We start from the raw sequence: 20,909 nt of genomic DNA, 5'->3' as shown, positions 1-20,909 counted from the left end.
TCAGCCCCGGACCGCCGCGACGACACCGGCCAGGGCGTCGGGCAGCCGGGTCGCGTCGGTACCGCCACCCTGCGCGACGTCGTCCTTGCCGCCGCCGCCACCGCCGAGGACGCCCGACGCCGCCCGGACGAGCGCACCCGCCCGGTGACCGGCCTCGCGCGCCGCGGCGTTGGTCGCCACGACGACGACCGGACGCCCCTTGGCGACACCGCCGACCGCGACGACGACCGGCGAGGACTCCCCCAGCCGACCGCGCACGTCGAGCGCGAGCGTGCGCAGGTCGTCCGGTGCGGACACCTCACCGGCGTCGTGCGCGACGACGCGGGCCACGCCGACCTGCTGCGCACCCGCCGCGAGGGAGCCGGCAGCCGCCAGCACCTGCGCCTGCCGCAGCGCCGCGAGCTCCTTCTCGGACTCGCGCACCCGGGTCAGCAGCGACGACACCCGCTCACCGAGCTCGTCGGGACGCGCGCCGAGCAGGCCGGTGAGCTGGCTCACGAGCGCACGCTCCTTGGCCTGGTAGCCGTACGCCGAGTCGCCGACGAGCGCGTCGACGCGGCGCACCCCCGACCCGATGGACGACTCGCCGAGCAGCGTGACCAGGCCGAGCTCGCCGGACCGGCGCACGTGCGTACCGGCGCACAGCTCGCGCGACCAGTCACCGCCGATGGACACGACGCGCACCTGGTTGCCGTACTTCTCGCCGAAGAGCGCCATCGCACCCAGTGCCCGCGCCTCGTCGATCGCCATGGTCCGGTCGGTGACCTCGAGGTCGTCCTGCAGCCGCTCGTTGACGCGCCCCTCGATCTGCGACAGCGACGACGCCGGGACGGAGGCACCCGAGCGGAAGTCGAACCGCAGCCTGCTGGGCGCGTTCTCCGACCCGGCCTGCGTCGCGTTGTCCCCGAGCTCCTCGCGCAGGGCCTTGTGGACCATGTGCGTCGCGGTGTGGGCGCGCGCGATCGCGCGCCGACGCGCCGTGTCGATCGTCGCCGTGCCCGCGTCGCCCAGCGTGATCGTGCCGTCGACCAGCCGGCCGTGGTGCACGGACAGCCCCTTGACCGGTGCCTGGACGTCGTCGACCTCGACGATGCCGCCGTTCTCGAGACTGATCGTGCCCGTGTCGGCGAGCTGACCGCCGGCCTCCGCGTAGAACGGCGTCACGTCGAGCACCACCTGCACGTGGGCGGGTGCGGTTGCCGCAGGCGCGGGCACGCCGTCGACCAGCAGGCCCACGACCTTGGCGGTGGCGGTCGTGTCGGTGTAGCCGACGAACGTGACGCCGGAGCCGTGCTCGCCCGCGAGCGACTGCTGGAGCTGCTGGTAGGCGCTCGTGTCGGCGTGGCCCGTCTTCTTCGCCAGCGCGTCGGCGCGCGCGCGGTCCCGCTGCGCCTGCATGAGCGTGCGGAACGCCTGCTCGTCGACGCTGACGCCGTGCTCGGCCGCCATCTCGAGGGTGAGGTCGATCGGGAAGCCGTACGTGTCGTGCAGGGCGAACGCCTGCTCGCCGGTCAGCGCCGCGCCGCCGCCCTCCGCAACCGCCTTCGCCTTGCTGACCGCACCCTCGAAGATCGTCGTCCCGGCGGTCAGGGTCCGCAGGAACGTCTCCTCCTCGCCGTACGCGACCTGCGCGATGCGGTCGAAGTCCCGCGCGACCTCCGGGTAGGACGCGCTCATGAGGTCGCGGCTGATCGGGAGCAGCTGGGGCAGCGCCGCCTCCTCCACGCCGAGCAGCCGCATCGAGCGCACCGCGCGGCGCACGAGTCGCCGCAGCACGTAGCCACGCCCCTCGTTGGAGGGTGTGACGCCGTCACTGATGAGCATGAGCGCGGACCGGACGTGGTCGCCGACGACCCGCAGCCGAACGTCGTCCTCGTCGTCGGCGCCGTAGCGGCGGCCCGCCATCTCGGCCGCACGCTCGATGACGGGGAAGACCTCGTCCGTCTCGTACAGGTTGTTCTTGCCCTGGAGCAGGTACGCGATGCGCTCGAGGCCCGCCCCGGTGTCGATCGCCTTGCGCTCGAGCTCGCCCAGCAGCGGGTAGTCCTTGCCGCGGCCCTCGCCGCGCACGAACTGGTCGAAGACCAGGTTCCAGATCTCGAGGTACCGGTCGCCACCGGGGTCGACCGTGCCGCCCACGGCGTCGGGGCCGAACTCGGGGCCGCGGTCGTAGTGCCACTCGGCGCACGGGCCCGCGGGTCCGGGCTGGCCGGTGTCCCAGAAGTTCTCCTCGCGCGGCAGGCGCACGATCTGCCGCGGGTTGACCCCGACACGCACGAGCGCGTCGGCCGCCTCGGTGTCCTCGTCCCAGATCGTCACCCAGAACCGGTCACCGTCGAGCCCGAGCCCGCCGTCGGCCTGGGACCCGGTGAGGAAGCCCCACGCGAGCTCGATCGCACCCTGCTTGAAGTAGTCCCCGAACGAGAAGTTCCCGAGCATCTGGAAGAACGTGCCGTGCCGCGTGGTGCGCCCGACGTTCTCGATGTCGTTGGTGCGGATGCACTTCTGCGCGTTGGCGACGCGCGGCCACGGGGCGTCCTGCGTGCCGAGGATGTACGGGATGAACGGGACCATGCCGGCGATCGTGAACAGGATCGACGGGTCCGGGGAGATGAGCGGCACGGACGGCACGATGGCGTGGTCCTTGCTCGCGAAGTAGTCGAGCCAGCGCTGGCGGATCTCGGCGGTGCGCATGTCGTCCTCGTGGTGTGCGGTCCGCCACGCAGGGGCGGAAGAATCGGGTGGGTCCGGGCCTGCGAGCCCGGGGTGGAACGGCGGACCGCTCAGAAGAACGGGGCCTGCGCGTCGTCGTCGGGGTCGGTGACGGGCTCGCCCGCCCAGCCCCGGGCGGACAGGTCCCGCGCGAGGTCGTCGCGGGCGGGTCGACCGAAGGTCTCGCGGAGCTCGGCGCGGTGCCGCGGCGCGTTCGCCCGCAGCGTGTCGAGGTCGACGTCACCGACGAGGGCGTCGAGCAGCTCGGCCTCCCGCTCGGCGACACCGGTGCGGAAGTCGTCGCGCGCGGCCCGCAGCGCGCGGCCGATCCGGACCGCGCCGTCGACCGCGTCGCCCGTCCCGGCCGGCGCGTACTGCTCGACGAGGCGACGCCCCTGGCGCACGACGACGACCGTGACCGCGACGCCGACACCGACCCAGAACAGCCGCCTCATCGACGCGCCCCGCCCGTGCGCAGGCCCGCGAGGGCGCGCCGCACGCCGTAGGAGAACGCCGCGACCTTCAGGAGCGGCGCCCCGACGGTGGCCGTCACGAGGGACGACAGCGCCGAGACGTTCTCGCCGACCTGGGCTGCGGCCGTCGTGACGGTGTCGACCTTGTCCATCTGGGACGCGGACGACGCGACGACCTTGGCCGCCTCGTCGAGCATCGGGAGCGTGTGGTCGGTCAGCTCCTTGACGGAGCTGCGCGTCTCGTCGAGCACGGCGGCGACCTTCAGGGACACGAACCCGAGGAAGCCGACGAGGCCGACGAAAGCGATTGCGGCGATGAGTCCCGCGACGTCACCGATCGACACCATGCCCGACCTCTCCTCCACATGCGTGTACGTCCGTGATCGGACGTCGTCACCCTACCGGGGTGCCGGTGCGCGCCGAGGCGCGTGTCGTGCGCGCCGGACGCGCGAACGCCCCGCCGGCAGGTGTGCGCGGCGGGGCGTTCGTGAGGCGTGGTTCAGCGGGCGTAGTACTCGACGACCAGCTGGACCTCGCACGTCACGGGGACCTCGGCGCGCTTGGGACGACGCACCAGCGTGGCGCTGAGCTTCTCGAGCTGGACCTCGAGGTAGCCCGGCACGGCCGGCAGGACGTCGCGGTGGGCGCCGGCGGCGGCGACCTGGAACGGCACGGTGGCCTGCGACTTCGGCTTGATCTGCAGCGTCTGGCCCTCCTTCACGCGGAAGGACGGACGGTCGACGATCTTGCCGTCGACGAGCACGTGACGGTGCGTGACCGTCTGGCGCGCCTGCAGGATCGTGCGGGCGAACCCGGCGCGCAGGACGAGCGCGTCCAGACGCGTCTCGAGGTCCTCGACGAGGGCCTCACCGGTCAGGCCCGGGGCCTTGCGTGCGTTCTCGTACGCCTTGGCGAGCTGCTTCTCGCGCAGCGCGTACTGGGCGCGCAGACGCTGCTTCTCGCGCAGACGCACCGCGTAGTCCGACTCGGTGCGGCGACGGGCGCGGCCGTGCTCACCCGGGGGGTAGGGGCGCTTCTCGAAGTGCTTGACGGCCTTGGGCGTCAGGGCCAGGCCGAGCGCGCGGCTCAGGCGGACCTGGCGACGCGAACGGGTCACGCTGCTCACAGTGGTACTTCCTGTCGTGTTGATGGACGAGCACACCCGCGCTCCGGACGAGGTCCGGACGGAACGGTTTCCGGCGGGCGTGGGGCCGACCACGGTGCGGGCTCCCGGTCGTCGTGAGACGGCCGGTGCCGCGGGCTAGGACCCCAGGTGCTGGATACTGCCGTCCGCACGCGGCGGACGACCGGTCGATACTACCCGACGACCGAGCCGCCGACGTCATCCGGGCCCGGCACGGGCGACCGTCCGGGCCCCTCACCGACGGTGGGCCCCTGCGACGGGTCGAGGATCGACCGGATCCGCGTCAGCCGCTCCCCCACCGAGCGCTCGAAGCCCCGGTCCGACGGCTCGTAGTAGCGGGTGCCGGCCAGGTCGTCGGGGAGGTACTGCTGGGTCGCGACCGCGTGCGGCGCGTCGTGCGCGTAGCGGTAGCCCTTGCCGTGGCCCAGACCCTGCGCACCCCCGTAGTGCGCGTCCCGCAGGTGGGGCGGCACCGTGCCGATGCGCCCGGCGCGCACGTCCGCGAGCGCGCGGTCGATCCCGACGTAGGCCGCGTTGGACTTGGGGGCCGTGGCCACGTGCACGACGGCCTCGGCGAGGATGATCCGCGCCTCGGGCATCCCGATGAGCGCGACGGCCTGGGCTGCGGCGACGGCGGTCTGCAGCGCGCTCGGGTCGGCCATGCCGACCTCCTCGGCCGCGGCGATGACCACGCGGCGGGCGATGAAGCGGGGGTCCTCCCCCGCCGCGACCATGCGCGCGAGGTAGTGCAGGGAGGCGTCGACGTCGGAGCCGCGCATGGACTTGATGAAGGCGCTGATGACGTCGTAGTGCTGGTCGCCGTCCCGGTCGTAGCGGACCGCGGCCACGTCGATCGCGCGCTCCACCGTGGCCAGGTCGACGGTGACCGGGGTCGTGGCGTCGTGGACGGGGCCGCGGTCGGACAGGCCCGCGCCCGCGGCGGCCTCGAGGATCGTCAGCGCCTTGCGCGCGTCCCCGCCGGCGAGCCGCAGCAGGTGGTCCATGGCGTCGTCGTCGAGCGTGACGGAGCCGGCCAGGCCCCGCTCGTCCCGGACCGCGCGTTCGACCAGCACACGCACGTCGTCGGTGGTCAGCGGCTGCAGGGTAAGCAGCAGCGAGCGGGACAGCAGCGGCGAGTTGACCGAGAAGGAGGGGTTCTCGGTGGTCGCGGCCACGAGCGTGACCCAGCGGTTCTCGACGCTCGGCAGCAGGGCGTCCTGCTGCGCCTTGGTGAAGCGGTGCACCTCGTCGATGAACAGCACGGTCTCGGAGCCGTCGGCGGCGAGACGTCGTCGTGCGTCGTCGACGACGGCGCGGACGTCCTTGACGCCCGCGGTGACGGCGGACAGCTCGACGAACCGGCGTCCGGACGTGCTGGCCACGAGGTAGGCGAGCGTGGTCTTGCCCGTGCCCGGCGGACCCCACAGGACGACCGACGACGGCACGGCACGACGGGCACTCTCCTCGGCCGGCTCGACGAGCCTGCGCAGGGGGGACCCGGGGACGAGCAGGTGCCCCTGCCCGGCCACCTCGGCGAGGGTGCGGGGCCGCATGCGCACGGCGAGGGGGGCGCCGGCCGCGGGTGCGGGCAGCCCCTGCGCGGTCGAGGAGACCGCGTCGAACAGGTCCATGCCTGCGAGCCTACGCACCGCCGTGGGGTGCCCGTCGCGTGGTCACGGCGCCGCGCGACAGCGCGAACCGTTCCCGTGACATGCGCCGGGCCCCGACGACCTGCGAGCATGGCCAGCGTGTTCGCACGCCTGGGTCGCTCCGTCGCCCACCACCCGCGTCTGACGGTCGTCGTCTGGCTGGTGCTCACGGCTCTGGGCTACGCCCTGGCCGTGCAGGGCCTGCACGGTGAGAACCTGTTCGACCGCGTCGCGACCGGTGCGCCGGGGGTGCCGGGCGCCGAGTCGACCCGCGGGCAGCAGATCCTCGCCGACGAGCGGACGACCGGCCCGAGCGTGAACCTCGTCCTGTCGGGCCTCGACCCGGCCGACCCGGAGCTGGGGCCCGCGCTCGAGCCCGTGCGCGCGGACCTCGCGGGCGTCGACGGGGTCGTGTCGGTCATCGACCCCCTCGTGCTGCCCGGCGGTGTCGAGAACCCGGCGGCGGCCCCGTTGCTCGCCCGTGACGGCCAGGGGTTCCTCGTGGTCGTGGAGCTGGAGCCCGACCTCTCCTCCGACGCGCAGGCCGCGGCGCTCGACGCCGTCGAGCAGCGGCTGCGCGACGTGCCCGACGACCTGCGCACGGTGGCGCCCGACGTCGAGGGGGTCGTCGGTGCCGAGCACCTGATCGTCGACGAGATCACGGAGCAGGCCGAGGAGGACCTGCGCACGGGTGAGGTCGTCGCGCTGCCGATCGCGCTGCTCATCATGGTGGTCGTCTTCGGCGGGTTTCTCGCCGCGGCGATGCCGATGGCCGGCGCACTCGCGTCGATCGCGGGCGGTCTGGGTGCGCTGCTGGGGCTCACGTACGTCATGGACGTCGACGCGTCCGTCGTGAACGTCGTGACGGTGCTCGGGCTCGGGCTGTCCATCGACTACGGCCTGCTGATCGTCTCGCGCTTCCGGGAGGAGCTGCACCGGTCGGTCGGCACCGACGACGGCGCGGGCAGCCGCCGGCGGCGCGGTGACGGTGCGGTGCTGGCCGCGGTCGAGCGGACGATGGCGACCGCGGGCCGCACCGTGGTGTTCTCCGCCGTGACGGTCGCGGTGTCCATCGCGGGCCTGCTGGTGTTCCGTCCGGACATCCTGCGGGCCGTCGGGGCGGGCGGCGTGGCCGTGGTGCTCATCGCGGTCGCGACGGCCGTGACGCTGGTCCCCGCGCTGCTGACGATGACGGGCCGCCGGCTCACGAAGCCCGGGCTGCTGGCGCGCGTCCCCGGTCTGCGACGCGCGTCGGACGTGCGTCACGACGAGGGCGCGTTCTCCTCGCTCGCCGGGCGCGTGCAGCGCCACCCCTGGTGGGTGATGCTCGGGTCGGTCGCCCTGCTGGGGGTGCTGGCGGCGCCCGCCCTGGGCATGGAGCTGCGGATCAGCGGGCTCGAGCTGCTCCCGACGGCCTCGACGCAGCGCGAGTACGTGTCGGACCTGGAGGAGAACTACCCCGCGGCGGCGTCACCGGCCGTCACGGTCGTCGCGGAGGCGTCGCTCGCGGAGGCCACCGCGTGGGCGCAGGAGGTGGCCGAGCTTCCCGACGTCGCGTCCGTCGACCCACCGGCTCCGCTGGGCTCGTACGTCGTCATCGGCGTCCGGGCTGCCACGGACGACCCGGGCGGTGCGGTGGCCGCGGACGTCGTGCGGGAGGTCCGGGCCGTCGACGCGCCGTTCGACCGGTGGGTCGTGGGTCAGGCCGCGTCGCAGATCGACTTCACCGACGCGCTGGTGGCGCGCGCGCCGCTCGCGCTCGGCATCGTGGGGGTCGCCACGCTCGTTCTGCTGTTCCTCATGACGGGTTCGGTCGTGATCCCGATCAAGGCGCTGCTCACGAACGCGCTGTCGATCGTCGCGTCCCTGGGGGTGCTGGTGTGGGCCTTCCAGGACGGCCATCTGGAGGGCCTGCTCGGGTTCACGTCGACCGGCGGGATCGAGACGTACGTGCTCGCGCTGGTCATCGCGTTCGCGTTCGGGTTGGCGATGGACTACGAGGTGTTCCTGCTCTCGCGGGTCAAGGAGCTGCACGACGAGGGCCTGCCGACGGACGAGGCGGTCCGGCTCGGGCTCCAGCGTTCGGGGCGCATCATCACGTCGGCGGCGGCGATCATCATCGTCGTGTTCTCCGGCTTCGTCGCCGGTGACCTGGTCGTCATCAAGCAGGTCGGGTTCGCCCTGGCGTTCGCGGTGCTCATCGACGCGACGGTCGTGCGCCTGCTCCTCGTGCCGGCGACCATGACGATCCTGGACCGTGCGAACTGGTGGGCGCCCCGGCCGCTGCGCCGCCTCTACCAGCGGTTCGCGATCATCCACTGAGCCGCGGGTACCGTCCGCACGTGACCACGCCGCTGCCGACCGCGCCGCCGCGCGCCCCCCGCGCCGCGCGCCGTCGGGCTCCGCTCGCCGTCGCAGCCGTCGTGGTGGTCCTCCTGGGGCTCACCGTGTCCCGGGGCGACGACCTGCTCGCGGACCTCGCCGGGGGTGCCCTGTACGCGGCGCTCGTGCAGCTGCTGGTGCTGCTCGTGGTCCCGACGGTGCGGACGGGACCTGCCGCGGCGACGGCCCTCGGCGTGTGCGTCGCCGTGGAGCTCGCCCAGCTCACGCCGGTCCCGGTGGCCGTCGTGGCGGCGTGGCCGCCGGCCGCGTACGTCCTGGGCTCGACGTTCGTCGCGACGGACCTCCTGGCCTACGCCGCCGGGGTCGTCGTCGTGACCGCCGGCGACGCGCTCCTGCGCCACCGTGGCACGGCCACCCGCTGACGGTCGCCGTCAGGCGACGAGCGACTGCCCCCCGTCGACGAACACCTCGGTGCCGGTGACGTGGCTCGCGGCGTCCGACACGAGGAACGCGATGACGTCCGCGACCTGACGCGACGCGCCGGACCTCTCACCCGTGAGCGGGATCTGCCCCTGCGGGTACTCGGCCGGCACACCGACGCCCTCGGTGTCGCGCTGCTCGGTGCTGTCCAGGATGTTCGTCTCGATGGCACCGGGGCACACGGTGTTGACCCGCACCCCGCGCGGCCCGAGCTCGACCGCCGCCATGCGCGCGAACGCGACCTGACCCGCCTTGCTCGTCGAGTACGCCGACGCGCCTGCGGTGGTGAAGGTCCGGGTCCCGTTCATCGACGAGACGACCACGACCGCTCCCCCCTGCCGCACGAGCAGCGGCACGGCGTAGCGCACGGTGAGGAACGTGCCCGTGAGGTTGGTGGTGAGGGTGGACTGCCACTCCTCCGGCTCGAGCTGGTCGAGCGGCGCCCACACGCCGTTGACGCCCGCGTTCGCGACGACCACGTCCAGGCGTCCCAGGTCGCGCTCGACCCGCGCGTAGACGTCGCGCACGGCGGCGGCGTCACCGACGTCCGCGGCCACCGCGAGCACGGTGCCACCGCCGCTGCGGATCTCCTCGGCGACGTCGTCGGCGCTGCCCTGGCTGTGCCCCAGCGCGACGACCGTCGCACCGTCCTGCGCGAGGCGCACCGCGGTGGCCCGCCCGATGCCCGATCCCGCACCCGTGACCAGCGCGACCTTGTCCTGCAGCGTCATCGTCCGCCCTCCTGAGCTCCGGCAGGCCGACGCTAGCCAAGGTGAGCGAGGACCGCCCGGCGAGAGACAGCCCGGCGGGTGGGACCGGCGGGAGGGCCGCCCGCCGGCCCGGGGCTCACGGGTGGGTGACGCCCGGTGGCCCGTAGCCCGCGTTCTCGACGTCCACCCGGAATCCCAGGGCGTCGTAGACCCGGCGCGCGTGGACGTTGTCCGCGTACATGCCCAGCGAGACCCACGGCGCGCCGGCGTGCAGGGCGCGCCGTGCGGCCGTCGCGGTGATCGCGGCACCCAGACCCCGCCCCCGCGCGGCGGGCACGACGCCGAGACCGTGCAGGTGCATCGACGGCGTCGCCCCGCTCGGGCGGGTGGTGACGCCCAGCACGCCGAGGAGGTCGCCGCCCTCGCCGTGGACGCCCCACCACCCCGCGTCGTCCGGGGCGCCGGGTCGGTCGCGCGTCGTGGGGTGACCGACGTCGAGGCAGGCGTTGATCGCGGCGGCGTCACGCACGGGGTCGAGCGCGACCACGGCGTCCTCCCCCGGCTGCGGCGGCGGCAGCGCGTCCGTCGTGAAGCGGTCCCAGGTGGTCTGCCGGCGGATGCCGGCCGCGGCCAGCGCCTCGGCGGGCACCTCGACAGCCCGCGGCACCGTGGCCCACCGCAGCCCGCCCCCGTGCCCGACGAGCGCGTCGGGTACGAGCCGCCCGAGCTGCTCGACGTCCCCGAGCGCCCACAGGATGTCGCCGTCGGGCGAGTCGACGACGAGCACGACCGCCGCGTCGTCCTGCGCGACGACGGACGCGGCGGCCCAGCGTTCCCGCCCGTCGAGGACGTCACGCCGCTCCCGCAGCACGGGCGGGAGGCGCTCGAGGAGTCGTGCGGCCACCCGAGGCCCGCCCGTCAGTCCTGGACGGCGGCGCTCGGCGCCGGCTTGGGCTTGACGTCGACGCCCGTGTCGCGGCGCTGCTCGGGCGAGATCGGGGCCGGCGCACCGGTGAGCGGGTCGTACCCCCCGCCGGACTTCGGGAACGCGATGACCTCGCGGATCGAGTCCGAGCGTGTCAGGAGCGTGACGATCCGGTCCCAGCCGAACGCGATCCCGCCGTGCGGCGGCGCACCGAACGCGAACGCGTCCAGGAGGAAGCCGAACTTCTCCTGCGCCTCCTGCGGCCCGATCCCCATGACCTCGAACACCCGCTGCTGGACGTCGCGGCGGTGGATACGGATCGACCCGCCACCGATCTCGTTGCCGTTGCAGACGATGTCGTAGGCGTACGCCAGCGCCTCCCCGGGCGCCTCCTCGAAGCGATCGATCCACTCCGGTGTCGGCGACGTGAAGGCGTGGTGCACAGCGGTCCAGGCGCCGCCGCCGACCGCGACGTCGTCGTCCTCGCCGGTCGGCTTGAACAGCGGCGCGTCGACGACCCAGACGAACGACCACGCGTCCTCGTCGATCAGCCCACCGCGGCGGCCGATCTCCAGGCGTGCGGCACCGAGCAGGGCGCGCGCCTCGGTGATCTTGCCGGCGGCGAAGAACACGGCGTCCCCGGGCTGCGCGCCGACGGCCGCGGCGAGCCCGGCCCGCTCCTCGTCCGTGATGTTCTTGGCGACCGGTCCCCCGAGCTCGCCGTCCTCGCCGACGGTGACGTACGCGAGGCCCTTGGCACCGCGCTGCTTCGCCCACTCCTGCCACGCGTCGAAGCCGCGGCGCGGCGTGCTCGCACCACCGGGCTGCACGACGGCCCCGACGTACGGCGCCTGGAACACCCGGAACGGCGTCGCGGCGAAGTACTCCGTGAGGTCGGTCAGCTCGAGCCCGAACCGCAGGTCCGGCTTGTCGGTGCCGTACCGGCGCATGGCGTCGGCGTACGTCATGCGCGGGATCGGCGTCGGGATCGTGTACCCGATGAGCTCCCACAGGGACGTCAGGACGGCCTCGGCCAGCTCGATGACGTCGTCCTGGTCGACGAAGCTCGCCTCGACGTCGAGCTGCGTGAACTCCGGCTGCCGGTCCGCGCGGAAGTCCTCGTCGCGGTAGCAGCGGGCGATCTGGTAGTACTTCTCGAGCCCGCCGACCATGAGCAGCTGCTTGAACAGCTGCGGGGACTGCGGCAGCGCGTACCAGCTGCCGGGTGCCAGCCGGGCCGGGACGACGAAGTCGCGCGCCCCCTCGGGCGTGGACCGCGTCAGGGTGGGGGTCTCGACCTCGACGAAGCCGCGCTCGTCGAGCACCGTCCGCGCGGCGCGGTTGACCTGCGCGCGCAGCCGCATCGCGTGCGCCGGCGCCGGACGGCGCAGGTCGAGGTACCGGTAGCGCAGCCGCGCCTCCTCGCCCACGGGCTCGTCGACGGACGCCGAGACCTGGAAGGGCAGCGGTGCGGACTCGTTGAGCACGACCACCTCGTGCGCGACGACCTCGACCTCACCCGTCGCGAGGTTCGGGTTCTCGTTGCCCGCGGGGCGCCGACCGACCTCACCGGTCACCTGCAGGACGTACTCGGCGCGCAGGCCGTGCGCGACGGACTCGTCGCGGATGACGACCTGGGCGATGCCCGAGGCGTCCCGCAGGTCGACGAACGCGACGCCGCCGTGATCGCGGCGCCGGTCCACCCAGCCCGTGAGGGTGACGGTGGTGCCGATGTCCTCGGCACGCAACGAGCCGGCGGTGTGGGTGCGCAGCACGGAAGGTCCTTCAGGTCGGGGGTCAGCGCCCGGGCGGGCGCATGACGATCATAGGTGCGCCCGCGGGGCCGGCCCACGCGGGATCGGCGACGCGGACGCTGCCCCCACCGCGCGACGACGGTCAGAAGAGCGCGGGCTGGAGCTGCGCCGCTGCCGGGTGGGCGTCGCCGTCCCGGCGGGCCCAGCGCACTCCCTCCGCGTCCGGCTGCGGCCGGTCGAGGCCGTGCTTCGCGAGCAGCGGCCGGACGCGCGCGTCGAGCCATGCGCGGTACTCGCCGTGCACGTACGACCCGCCCCGGAACACCCGGCCGTACCCCGCCACGAGCTCCGGACGCTCCCGCGTCAGCCACGCGAGGAACCACTCGCGCGCGCCGGGTCGCAGGTGGAGCGCCATGACGGTGGCGCGCTGGGCGCCCGCGTCCGCGACGGCACCGAGCAGCCGGTCCAGGTGGTCGGTCGAGTCGGTGAGCCACGGCAGGACGGGCGCGACCAGGACCTGCACGGGCAGGCCTGCGTCCCGGATCGCCCGCACCAACGACAGCCGCGCCCGGGCGGTCGGCGTGCCGGGCTCGAGCTGCTGCTGGAGCTCCTCGTCCAGCACGGCGATCGACACCGCGAGCGACACGGGCACGTCGTGCGACGCCGCGGCCAGCAGCGGCAGGTCCCGTCGCAGCAGGGTGCCCTTGGTGAGCACCGACAGGGGCGTCCCCGAGCCCGCGAGCGCCTCGATGATCCCGGGCATCAGCGTGTAGCGCCCCTCCGGGCGCTGGTACGGGTCGGTGTTGGTGCCGAGCGCCACGTGCTCGCGCGCCCACGACCGGCGGGCCACCTCGGCGCGCAGCACCTCGGCGACGTTGGTCTTCACCACGATCTGCGTGTCGAAGTCCTTGCCCGCGTCCAGGTCGAGGTAGCGGTGCGTGCCGCGGGCGAAGCAGTTGTGCGCGATGACACCGTTGGCCACGAAGTCCCCCGTACCTGTGGTGATATCGAGCAGCGGCACCGGTGCGCCCAAGGGTTCGATCTCGACGACGCGGAGGTCTGCGGTGCTCTTGACGGCCCGCCCGACGATCTGCAGCTTGCGTGTGATGGCCGGTTGCACCGCGGCGAAGAACCGGCCGACCGCGGGGCGACCGCCCCGGAGCCGGACCGTCTGGACACCGATCGCGTTGGGCCCCTCCCGCACCGTCTCGAGACCGAGCGAGGCGAACGCTGCCTCGACAGCAGCCAGGTACACCTCGTCCTTGTTGCTGATGCGCACGATGCCGCCTGAGCAGCTCCCTTCCGCGTCGAACGCACCGGAGAGGAAACCCGCGTGCCACGCGGAGGCCGGGTCGTCCGGCACCGCCATGAGCTCGACGATGCGCTCGAAGTCGGCGGCGCGTGACGTGAAGATCGCATCGAGGGCACGTCGCGTGGGCGTCGCCGCGACGAATGGACGTCGGTGAGTCGCCACGCCGAAGTGCTCCAGGTAGTGGCGAGTGCGGTCGAGGGCCTCGACGTCGGCAAGCGCCAGCCGGAACATCGTGACGTTGTTCGCCGCGCCGGATCTTCGGCGGTACGTCCGCCGCAGCATCATCCCGTCGCCCCGGATCATGCCCGCGAGGTACCCGCGGCGGTAGTCGTCATGCGACTCCCACTGGTCCCACGCGCCGTCGACGATGCCGCGGCCGAAGCCCACGAGGGAGTTGTTCCCCGTCAGGTAGGGCCGCTGCAGGGCGCCGTGAAGGGGCCCGGTGACATGCTTCCAGCCACGCTCGGTGAGGAAGCGGTGCTCACCGCTGGCGATGATCTCGGTCCCGTCCGCCAGGCGGACGCGATAGGCCGGCTTGACCGACTCGATGCGGCCGAGGACCTCGGTGGCCACGTACCGGCGATAGCGACCGACGAGACGCGTCCCGACGATCTGGTCACCGACACGGAGGTCGGCGAGCGCCCGCTGACGCCCGTCCGCCATGAGGATCGACGTGCTCGGGTCGAGGCAGTAGGTGCACGCATGGAGGCAGCCGCGCATGGGGTTGACGGTCCACCGGAACGGGACGGCCGAGGCGTCGGGGACGCGGTTGAGCGCGGTGCGCGAGAGCACCTCGTGGAACGTGACGCCGGCGAAGTCGGGCGTGCGGACGCTGCGGACCAGCCCGGGCAGGGTGCGCAGGTCGAGGCCGGGCAGGGCGTCGCCCTCCCCCGCGTCGACCTTCTGCCCGTCCCACCGCACCCAGCGATTCGAACACGTGTTCGAGCCGGGGTCAAGGTGGCGCGACGACCGTGACCCGGACCGCCGTGACGGCGGGGGCCGCGGGCACCGACGAGAAGCCGAAGCGCACGGGCGGGTCGACGCGCGCCAGGTCGCCGAGGGAGCGCTCACCCCAGTGCGCGTCGAGCGCCACGAGCGCGTGCTGGTCGCGCGCGGCGTACACCTGCGACGAACCGTCGCGGCCCCGGCCGCGCGTGCGCACACCCGGGACGAGCGCACCCGCGAGCGCGTCGACGACGCCGGCGGTCGCGCGGGCGCGTACGACGACCGGAGGGACGAGCCGGAGCAGTGCCCCGACCGGTGTGCGCGCCCCGATGGTCAGGCGTGCGCGCAGGGGCCCGGCGACCACCGTCCACGTGCGCGAGCTCGCGTCGGCGACGACGCGCACGGGCACCACGTGGACGGCGTCGAAGGTGTACAGCCGCGTGACGAGGTCCGCCACGTCGCTGCGTGGCGCCAGCAGCACCCGCGTGCCGTCGGGCTGCTCGACCATGACGTCGGCGAACCCGCCGAGCGGTGAGCGTCGCCACCGCCCGACCACGAGCCGCGTGCCGTGCGCCGAGCCGGCGCCCGCGATGTGCCCGTCGAGGACGACGGGCGCCGGGGCGACGTCGGACGCGACGGTGGGCACTCCGCCACGCTAGGCGTGGGCCGGCACGGCCGCACCACGACCGGGCCGGCCCCTCGGGGCACCGCGTGCGTCAGCCGGCGGCGACGACGCGCGGCAGCAGGTCCTCGGCGGGCGGCGTCCACGTCGACGCGTCGACCGGCGTCTGCTCGCCCGACCGGATGTCCTTGACCTCGTCCTGCGCGGGTGCGCCGTCGTCGTCCGTGTCGCCGACGAACCACACGAACGGGATCCCCCGGCGGTCGGCGTGCTTGATCTGCTTGCCGAACTTCGCGGCGCTCGGCGCGACCTCGGTGGGGATGCCGCGCGCCCGCAGCGCCGCGGCGACGGCGTCCGACGCCGTGCGACGCTCCTCCGAGGTGACCGCGACCAGCACCGCCGTGGGCACCGAGCGCGTCGCGCGCACGAGACCCGCCGACAGCAGGCGCGAGACCAGCCGGGACACCCCGATCGACAGGCCCACACCCGGGTAGGTCTGGCTGCCGTCGGACGCGAGGGTGTCGTACCGCCCGCCCGAGCAGATGGACCCGAGGTCCTCGTGGCCGACGAGCACGGTCTCGTAGACCGAGCCGGTGTAGTAGTCGAGCCCGCGGGCGATCTTCAGGTCCGCCACCAGGACGCCCGGCGCCCGCTCCGCTGCGGCGCTCACGAGCGCACCTAGCTCGCCGAGGCCCTCCTCGAGCAGCTCGGTGGACGCGCCGTGACGCTCGGCGAGCGCGCGGACACGGTCGACGACGGAGGCGTCCTCGCCCCGCACGGCCGCGAGCTCCAGGCACGCGGCGGCCTGCTCCGGCGTAGCGCCGGCGTCGCCGACCAGCAGCTCCGCGACGCCGTCCGGGCCGATCTTGTCGAGCTTGTCGATGCCGCGCAGCACGGCCTCGACGTCGTCGAGGCCGAGGCCGCGGTAGAAGCCCTCGGCGACCTTGCGGTTGTTCACCAGGATCCGCACGGGCGGGACGCCGAGGTCCCGCAGCGCGCCCAGGGCGTCGGCCATGACCAGCGGCAGCTCGACCTCGTAGTGGTACGGCAGCGCACCGGCGCCGACGACGTCGATGTCGGCCTGGACGAACTCGCGGAACCGGCCGTCCTGCGGCCGCTCGCCGCGCCAGACCTTCTGGATCTGGTAGCGCCGGAACGGGAAGGCGAGGTGCCCCGCGTTCTCCAGCACGTACCGCGCGAAGGGCACCGTCAGGTCGAAGTGCAGACCGAGCTGACCTGCGCGGTCCGCGTCACCCGCCTGCGGGTCCTCCTGCAGGCGCCGCAGCACGTAGACCTCCTTCGAGGTCTCGCCCTTGCGCAGGAGCTGGTCGAGCGGCTCGACGGCACGCGTCTCGATGCCAGCGAAGCCGTGGAGCTCGAAGGTACGACGCAGCACGTCGAGCACGTGCTGCTCGACGATGCGCCCGGCAGGCAGCCACTCGGGGAATCCGGACAGGGGTGTGGGACGCGCCATGGTGTCGATGATCCCAGACCGGCGCCCACGTCACGCACGCCTCGCACGCCGAGGCGCGAGGCGCGAGGCGCCGGCCGGCGCTCAGCGCGCGCGGGGCAGGTACGGGTTGGTCGCCAGCTCGGTGGCGACGTCCGTCGCCGGGCCGTGCCCGGGCAGCACACGCGACGCCGGCGGCAGGGTCGCGACGACCTCCCGCAGGGTCGTCGCCATCGCCGCCGGGTCCCCGCCCGGCAGGTCGGTCCGCCCGATCCCGCCGGCGAACAGGACGTCGCCGGACAGCACGACCGGGTCGGCTTCGCCCCCGTCGAACAGGTACATCGTGGAGCCCTCCGTGTGCCCGGGCGCGTGCCGCGCGAGGACCCGGACCCCACCGAGGTCGAGCTCGACGTCGGGTGTGCGCCCCGCCGCGGCAGCGCCGAACGGCTCGACGCGCTCCGGGGCGCGCCACGACGCGACGTCGACCCCCGCGGCACGCAGCGCCTGTGCGAGCGGACCGGAGGGGTCGTGCCGCGGGTCGAGGACGCCGAGCGTCCCGAACGGGTCGTCCAGCCGGTAGGCGTCACCCGCGTGCAGCAGCACCGGCACGTCCAGCTCCCTCGACAGGGCGGGCGCGTCCCACGTGTGGTCGGCGTGCCCGTGCGTGACGAGCACCGCACGCGGTGTCAGCCGCCGGGCCTCGACGAGTGCCCGGACCTGCGCCCCTGCCCCTGCGCCGGGGTCCACCACGACGCACGCGCCGTCCTGCGCGACGAGCACCGAGCACCGGGTGGCGAAGACGGGCGCGACGACCGTGAGGAGCTCCATGCACCGCACGCTAGACGAGCGGACGCACCGGAGCCGAGGTCACGGCGGCGCCACGCCGCGCGCGCCCGTGCCGTACGTGCGCGACGAGGCCCTCGCCTTGCCTAGACTGTCCGGGGTCCGGCACGTGTCCGCCGGTCGCAGGCCTGACGGCGGCGGTGCTCCGGAACGACGGAGCCGTACGCGCGGGCACGACGAGACGAGGAGAGCGGTGTCTTCGAAGCGCGAGCGCGAGTACGAGCGCCGTCGGTACGAGAAGCTGCACGAACGTCAGCTCCAGGCGCAGCGCGCCCGGCAGCGGCGCACGCGCGTGGTCGCCGGCGGCGTCGTCGCGGTACTCGCGCTGGGACTGGGCGCGGTCGCCGTCGTGAACCTCTCCCGCGACGCGGACCAGCAGACGGCCGCACCGACCGACGGCGACGCCACCGCCCCGGCTGCGCCGGCCACGTACCCCCCGCGCACCGGCAACGGCGGCGTCGTGCCGGACGCGACCCTGGCCGAGGACCGGACGTGGACCGGGACCATCACGACGTCCGCGGGTGACGTGGGCATCGAGCTCGACGGTCAGGCCGCGCCGCAGGCCGTCGCGAACTTCGTGACGCTCGCGGCCGAGGGGTACTTCGACGACACGATCTGCCACCGGCTCGTGCCCCAGGGCATCTACGTCCTGCAGTGCGGTGACCCCACCGCCACCGGCACCGGCGGCCCGGGATACTCGTGGGGGCCGGTCGAGAACGCGCCGGCCGACGACGTGTACCCGGCCGGCACGATCGCCATGGCCCGGATCGGCGGCGACGCCGAGTCGATGGGCTCCCAGTTCTTCCTCGTCTACGAGGACTCGCAGATCCCGTCAGACGCGGCGGGCGGCTACACCGTGTTCGGCCACATCACGTCCGGTCTGGACGTCGTGAAGGCCATCGCTGACGCGGGGACCCAGGACGGCAGCGAACGTCCGGTCACCGACGTCACCATCGAGGGAGTGGAGATCCAGTGACCGAGCACCCGACGACGTCGTCCACGGACGACGCCGAGCAGGCTCCCCCCCTCGCGGGCGACCCGGCGGACACGTCCGCCGGCGTCACCGACGCGCCCGCACCCGAGGCGGCGGCCGACGTCGCCGACGTCGCACCGGCGCCGCAGGACACCGCGCACGAGCCGGACGCCTCGACCACGGAGGTCCCCGCAGAGGCAGGGACACCGCCGGTCGACGACGCAGGCACGGATGCCGCTGCGGCTCAGGACGCGGCACCGGAGGTCAGCGAGACGACCTCCGACATCACCGGGACCGACGCACCGCAGGACGCGGCGCCGGACGCTACCGACGACGCACCGCAGGCCCCGGCCTCGGACGCGCCCGAGGCACCCGCGACCGAGAGCACCGAGGCACCGTCGGGTGACGTGGCGCCGTCGGGTGACGAGGCGCCGTCGGGTGACGAGGCGCCCAGCCCCGCACCGGACGCCGACGCACCGGCGCCCGCACCCGCTCCGCGCCCGTCGCCGGCGGCGATGCGACCGGTCCCCCGTCCCCTGCCGCGCCCGTCCGCGGTGGCCGCGTCCCCGTCCGGCCCGGTCGTGCCGGTCCCGACCCCCGACGAGGAGGCCGCGGCGGCGCACGCCGCGACCTTCGGGCGTGTCGACGAGGACGGCACCGTGCACGTCGTCGAGGCCGCGGGCGAGCGCGTCGTCGGGCAGTTCCCCGGCGCGAGTGCCCCGGAGGCGCTCGCGCTGTACGTCCGGCGGTTCCTGGACCTGCAGGCGAAGGTCGCGCTGTTCGACGCTCGGCTGTCCGCCACGGACCTGTCCGTCAAGGAGATCGACCAGACGCTCGCACGGCTCACGGAGGAGCTCGCCGAACCGGCCGCCGTGGGTGACCTCGATGCGCTGCGTGCGCGGCTGGAGGGCCTGCGAGCCCGTGCCGCCGAGCGTCGCGCGCAGGCGGACGCCGAGCGCGCCGCCGCTCGCGAGGCCGCGGTCGCCGCACGGACGCAGATCGTCGAGCAGGCCGAGAAGATCGCCGCGACCGACCCGTCCCGCATCCAGTGGCGTCCGGCCGGCGAGCAGCTGCGCACGCTGCTGGACCAGTGGAAGGACGCCCAGCGGTCCGGACCGCGCATCGACCGCCCCACCGAGGAGTCCCTCTGGAAGCGGTTCAGCCACGCACGGACCACGTTCGACCGCGAGCGTCGGCACTTCTTCGCCGAGCTCGAGTCGCGCAACTCCGAAGCGAAGGCCGTCAAGGAGCAGCTCGTGGCCGACGCGGAGCGGCTCGCGACGAGCACCGACTGGGGTGCCACGTCCGCGGCCTTCCGTGACCTCATGACGCGCTGGAAGGCCGCCGGACGGGCGAGCCGCCAGGTCGACGACGCCCTGTGGGCCCGGTTCCGGGCGGCGCAGGACGCGTTCTTCGCGGCGCGTGACGCTGCCAACCAGGCCATCGACGAGGAGTTCCGCGCGAACCTCCAGGTCAAGGAGGCGCTGCTCGTCGAGGCGGAGGCCCTGCTGCCCGTGCGGGATCTCGGCGCCGCGAAGGCCGCGCTGCGTTCCCTGCAGGACCGCTGGGACGCCGCGGGCAAGGTGCCGCGCGCCGACGTGCAGCGTGTCGAGGGCCGGATGCGCGCCGTCGAGAGCGCGGTGCGCGACGCCGACTCGGCGCAGTGGCGTCGCAGCAACCCCGAGACGCGTGCGCGCGCCGAGGGAGCGGCGGCCCAGCTCGAGCAGGCGATCGCCGGTCTCGAGGCCGACCTCGAGGCCGCGCAGGCCGCCGGGGACCAGCGCCGGGTGAAGGAGGCGCAGGCCGCGCTCGACGCACGTCGCGCCTGGCTCGAGCAGGTGCAGCGCGCCGCGCAGGACGCCCGCGGCTGACCTGGGCGCCCGTCCGTCCACAGGATGCCCGTCCGCTCCCCGCAGGGGGACGCGGGCGGGCATCCTGGCGTCCATGACGCTCTGCGACACCACGACGACGCCGGCACCCCTGCACCGGCTGCGTCCGCGCGTCGCCGCACCGGGGCCGGACGTCGTGCGGCGCGACGACGTCCCGCCCTGGGCTTGGACGGGCCTGCACCTCGACGGCGCCCTCGTGCACCTGTGGCGGGACACGGCGCGCGTCACCGGCACACCCGAGGACCGGGCGCTGCGTGCGAGCGCCTTCGCTCCCCTCGTGCCCCGGCGCGGCGTCGTCGGGCGCCTCTCCGCGGCGTGGGTCCACGCGGGCGGTACGCCACCGGACCGGGTCACGGTGCTCGTCCGCTCCGGTGCGCGCCGGCCCCGGCCGCACCCGCACCGCGTGTCCGCCGAGGCGGACCTCGTCGACGAGGACCTGTTGACCGTGGGTGGCGTGCTCGTCACCACCCTGACGCGTACCGCGGTGGACGTCGCCCGGTGGGTGCACCCGCACACGGCGGTGCCGGTGCTGCGCGCCCTGGTCACGCAGGGCCTGGACCCCGACGACGCGCGGCGTCGCATCGAGGCGCACGCCCCGGGCCGTGGTCTGCGGGCGGCGCGCGTGACGCTGCGCCTGGTGTGAACGTCCTGGCGCGCCAGAGGCGGAGGGCGCGCGGGAGGGTCG

General features: G+C 74.4%; 17 protein-coding genes. 5 read left to right on the top strand and 12 right to left on the bottom strand.

All coding sequences use genetic code 11. From position 1 onward, the window contains the following. The 5 genes from alaS to NP048_RS09190 form a co-directional block, all read right to left on the bottom strand. Positions 1–2,694, bottom strand: coding sequence for an alanine--tRNA ligase (alaS, locus tag NP048_RS09210; RefSeq protein ID WP_227578690.1), 2,694 nt, complete (start codon positions 2,692–2,694; stop codon positions 1–3). An 89-nt stretch (positions 2,695–2,783) separates the two neighbouring features. Continuing rightward, the gene (locus NP048_RS09205) at positions 2,784–3,167 is read right to left on the bottom strand and encodes a hypothetical protein (protein WP_227578689.1); all 384 of its coding nucleotides are present in this window, start codon (positions 3,165–3,167) and stop codon (positions 2,784–2,786) included. Next, positions 3,164–3,529, bottom strand: a complete 366-nt coding sequence (locus NP048_RS09200; RefSeq protein WP_227578771.1) for a DUF948 domain-containing protein — start codon at positions 3,527–3,529, stop codon at positions 3,164–3,166. The genes NP048_RS09205 and NP048_RS09200 overlap by 4 nt, the downstream gene beginning before the upstream one ends. 155 nt (positions 3,530–3,684) lie before the next feature. Beyond that, positions 3,685–4,311: a 30S ribosomal protein S4 gene (gene rpsD / locus NP048_RS09195; RefSeq protein ID WP_013117046.1), complete on the bottom strand. Its 627-nt coding sequence runs from the start codon at positions 4,309–4,311 to the stop codon at positions 3,685–3,687. 191 nt (positions 4,312–4,502) lie between these two features. Further along, positions 4,503–5,960: a replication-associated recombination protein A gene (locus NP048_RS09190; protein ID WP_227578688.1), complete on the bottom strand. Its 1,458-nt coding sequence runs from the start codon at positions 5,958–5,960 to the stop codon at positions 4,503–4,505. A 108-nt stretch (positions 5,961–6,068) separates the two neighbouring features. On the opposite strand from NP048_RS09190, the gene NP048_RS09185 reads away from it, so the two are divergent. Both NP048_RS09185 and NP048_RS09180 read left to right on the top strand, forming a co-directional pair. Then, positions 6,069–8,300 (top strand): MMPL family transporter, encoded by a 2,232-nt coding sequence (locus NP048_RS09185; protein WP_227578687.1) that lies wholly within the window; start codon positions 6,069–6,071, stop codon positions 8,298–8,300. Positions 8,301–8,320: 20 nt separating this feature from the next. Next, complete coding sequence (locus tag NP048_RS09180; RefSeq protein ID WP_227578686.1) at positions 8,321–8,743, top strand: DUF2809 domain-containing protein; 423 nt, start codon at positions 8,321–8,323, stop codon at positions 8,741–8,743. 9 nt (positions 8,744–8,752) lie between these two features. Here the strand turns inward: NP048_RS09180 and NP048_RS09175 are convergent, their stop codons facing one another. From NP048_RS09175 to NP048_RS09145, 7 genes are all read right to left on the bottom strand, one after another. Next, positions 8,753–9,532, bottom strand: coding sequence for an SDR family oxidoreductase (locus NP048_RS09175; RefSeq protein ID WP_227578685.1), 780 nt, complete (start codon positions 9,530–9,532; stop codon positions 8,753–8,755). A 115-nt stretch (positions 9,533–9,647) separates the two neighbouring features. Continuing rightward, complete coding sequence (locus NP048_RS09170) at positions 9,648–10,415, bottom strand: GNAT family N-acetyltransferase (RefSeq protein ID WP_227578684.1); 768 nt, start codon at positions 10,413–10,415, stop codon at positions 9,648–9,650. 14 nt (positions 10,416–10,429) lie between these two features. Beyond that, positions 10,430–12,211, bottom strand: coding sequence for an aspartate--tRNA ligase (gene aspS, locus NP048_RS09165; protein WP_227578683.1), 1,782 nt, complete (start codon positions 12,209–12,211; stop codon positions 10,430–10,432). A gap of 121 nt (positions 12,212–12,332) precedes the next feature. After that, on the bottom strand, positions 12,333–14,423 hold the full coding sequence (locus tag NP048_RS09160) for an intein-containing Rv2578c family radical SAM protein (protein WP_227578682.1): 2,091 nt from the start codon (positions 14,421–14,423) through the stop codon (positions 12,333–12,335). A gap of 31 nt (positions 14,424–14,454) precedes the next feature. After that, entirely contained in the window at positions 14,455–15,093 is a 639-nt protein-coding gene (locus tag NP048_RS09155; RefSeq protein ID WP_227578681.1) for a hypothetical protein, read from the bottom strand. Between the two features lie 70 nt (positions 15,094–15,163). Further along, complete coding sequence (gene hisS / locus NP048_RS09150) at positions 15,164–16,543, bottom strand: histidine--tRNA ligase (protein WP_227578680.1); 1,380 nt, start codon at positions 16,541–16,543, stop codon at positions 15,164–15,166. An 81-nt stretch (positions 16,544–16,624) separates the two neighbouring features. Next, positions 16,625–17,347 (bottom strand): MBL fold metallo-hydrolase, encoded by a 723-nt coding sequence (locus NP048_RS09145; protein ID WP_227578679.1) that lies wholly within the window; start codon positions 17,345–17,347, stop codon positions 16,625–16,627. A 208-nt stretch (positions 17,348–17,555) separates the two neighbouring features. On the opposite strand from NP048_RS09145, the gene NP048_RS09140 reads away from it, so the two are divergent. From NP048_RS09140 to NP048_RS09130, 3 genes are all read left to right on the top strand, one after another. After that, the gene (locus tag NP048_RS09140) at positions 17,556–18,338 is read left to right on the top strand and encodes a peptidylprolyl isomerase (RefSeq protein WP_227578678.1); all 783 of its coding nucleotides are present in this window, start codon (positions 17,556–17,558) and stop codon (positions 18,336–18,338) included. Next, positions 18,335–20,206, top strand: a complete 1,872-nt coding sequence (locus tag NP048_RS09135) for a DUF349 domain-containing protein (protein ID WP_227578677.1) — start codon at positions 18,335–18,337, stop codon at positions 20,204–20,206. The genes NP048_RS09140 and NP048_RS09135 overlap by 4 nt, the downstream gene beginning before the upstream one ends. 73 nt (positions 20,207–20,279) lie before the next feature. Continuing rightward, on the top strand, positions 20,280–20,867 hold the full coding sequence (locus NP048_RS09130) for a type IV toxin-antitoxin system AbiEi family antitoxin (protein ID WP_227578676.1): 588 nt from the start codon (positions 20,280–20,282) through the stop codon (positions 20,865–20,867). Positions 20,868–20,909 lie beyond the last annotated feature (42 nt).

The organism is Cellulomonas xiejunii, from assembly GCF_024508315.1.
Lineage (GTDB): Bacteria > Actinomycetota > Actinomycetes > Actinomycetales > Cellulomonadaceae > Cellulomonas > Cellulomonas xiejunii.
Note: the sequence above shows the minus strand (reverse complement) of the source record. Positions and strands in the feature narration are given on the sequence as shown.

Bases quoted from the DNA above. Each gene is read 5' to 3' on its own strand.
- alaS (WP_227578690.1), bottom strand. From the start codon at position 2,694: ATGCGCACCGCCGAGATCCGCCAGCGCTGGCTCGACTACTTCGCGAGC.
- NP048_RS09205 (WP_227578689.1), bottom strand. From the start codon at position 3,167: ATGAGGCGGCTGTTCTGGGTCGGTGTCGGCGTCGCGGTCACGGTCGTC.
- NP048_RS09190 (WP_227578688.1), bottom strand. From the start codon at position 5,960: ATGGACCTGTTCGACGCGGTCTCCTCGACCGCGCAGGGGCTGCCCGCA.
- NP048_RS09185 (WP_227578687.1), top strand. From the start codon at position 6,069: ATGGCCAGCGTGTTCGCACGCCTGGGTCGCTCCGTCGCCCACCACCCG.
- NP048_RS09175 (WP_227578685.1), bottom strand. From the start codon at position 9,532: ATGACGCTGCAGGACAAGGTCGCGCTGGTCACGGGTGCGGGATCGGGC.
- hisS (WP_227578680.1), bottom strand. From the start codon at position 16,543: ATGGCGCGTCCCACACCCCTGTCCGGATTCCCCGAGTGGCTGCCTGCC.
- NP048_RS09145 (WP_227578679.1), bottom strand. From the start codon at position 17,347: ATGGAGCTCCTCACGGTCGTCGCGCCCGTCTTCGCCACCCGGTGCTCG.
- NP048_RS09130 (WP_227578676.1), top strand. From the start codon at position 20,280: ATGACGCTCTGCGACACCACGACGACGCCGGCACCCCTGCACCGGCTG.